This window comes from Acetomicrobium mobile, assembly GCF_937920065.1.
The window spans coordinates 1-1,500 of the sequence record NZ_CALETC010000296.1; the positions used below are offsets into that span (position 1 = coordinate 1).

3 pseudogenes are annotated in these 1,500 nt (G+C 44.0%); all 3 read right to left on the reverse strand.

Annotated elements, in window-relative coordinates:
• Nucleotides 1–322 (reverse strand): annotated as a pseudogene (locus Q7P41_RS11050) (phosphoribosylanthranilate isomerase); the annotation flags it as partial.
• A pseudogene (locus tag Q7P41_RS11055) lies at nt 313–1,017 on the reverse strand (indole-3-glycerol-phosphate synthase). The pseudogenes Q7P41_RS11050 and Q7P41_RS11055, both read right to left, overlap by 10 nt.
• Nucleotides 1,014–1,500 (reverse strand): annotated as a pseudogene (locus tag Q7P41_RS11060) (anthranilate phosphoribosyltransferase); the annotation flags it as partial. The pseudogenes Q7P41_RS11060 and Q7P41_RS11055, both read right to left, overlap by 4 nt.

A 1,500-nucleotide genomic window follows, 5' to 3' on the forward strand; every position in this document is an offset into this window, starting at 1 on the left:
TTTCATCCGCTATCGCTATGGCCTTTATCGTTTTAAGCGGACACTTGGATATAAAGTCCACGCTTTCGTTGCCATGAAACTGGACTGCATCAAAAACCTTGCTTTTGATGATTTGGCTCATCAGTTCGGAAGAAGGATCGCTCACAACGGCTACCACCGAGACAAAAGGCGGAATATCGCGTGCCAATTCCTTTGCAGTATCGATATCCACTCTCCTCGGGCTCGGTGCCAAGATAAAACCTATTGCATCAGCTCCTGCTTTTATAACGACATCTACGTCTTGTTTTCTTGTGAGGCCGCAGATCTTTGCCTTTAAAGACATATTTCGTCACCCAAGAAGTATTTCAATGTTTCTTTAGGATTTGACGAACGCATCAAAGTTTCACCTATTAGCACGCCATCGAAGCCCATTTCTTCTAGTAGGTTCACGTCGTCACTGGTTTTTACTCCACTTTCGGCTATTATTTTTCTTCGGCTGTCAGGTTCAAGCTTCCGAAAGAGACCCATAAGATGGAAGCATCTTTTTATGTCAACTGTCATATTTGTCAAATCCCTGTTGTTAAACCCAATGATCCTTGCATCGCTTTTGAGTGCTTTTACTAATTCTTCGTCTTCATGAACCTCGACTAAGGCCTCCATCCCAAGCAGCTATTATGAGTATTGCGTCAGCTCCGGCAAAAAGGCTTTCGTATATTTGCGAAGGTTCAAAATGAAATCCTTGCGTAAAAGCGGCAATGAGGTAACTCCGTTAGCCTCTTTTAGCATGGCTAGGCTCCCTTGAAAGAAATGTTTTTCCGTGACCACAGAGATCGCTTTGGCACCGCCTGCTTCGTATTGCTTAATTCTGGAGACTAGATCTAATTCGTCTGAGATAATCCCAGCGCTTGGCGAAGCCTTTTTTATCTCGGCAATGATGGAAATTCCCTCAGTTCCTAAAACGTTATAAAGCGATTTTTTGGGAGCCTTTAAAGTTTTTAGGTCTTTGATTTTTTTGTTCACGATTTCATCTAAGATCATGCTGCTTCACCTATGCTGTTTGTAAATTTGACTATCCGATAAAGCACGTCGGCGGCAAGCCCCTTGTCTATGACTTGAAACGCAAGTTGTACCCCTTCGGAAAAATTCTTTGCTGTACCGGTTACTAAAAAAGCTGCCCCTGCGTTTAAGGCCACTACATCTCTTTTAGGTCCTCGTTCCTTGCCATTTACGATTTCCAGCGCGATTTTTGCGTTTTCCTGAGGCGAATGGGCTAGCAAACTCGATAGAGGAGCTCGCCTTAGCCCTACATCCTCAGGCGAAAGGTAAAATTCTCGTATTTCTCCGTTTTTTAAGAATGCAATGTGGTTAGGTCCGCTAAGGGAAAGTTCGTCCAATCCACCGTGGCCGTGTAGTACCATTGCGCCCTTTAGTCCCAGATTCATTAAGACTTCCGCAAGAGGCCTTGTTAGAGAGTCGTCATATACGCCCATTATTTGGTAATTTACAAAGGCAGGGTTGCTC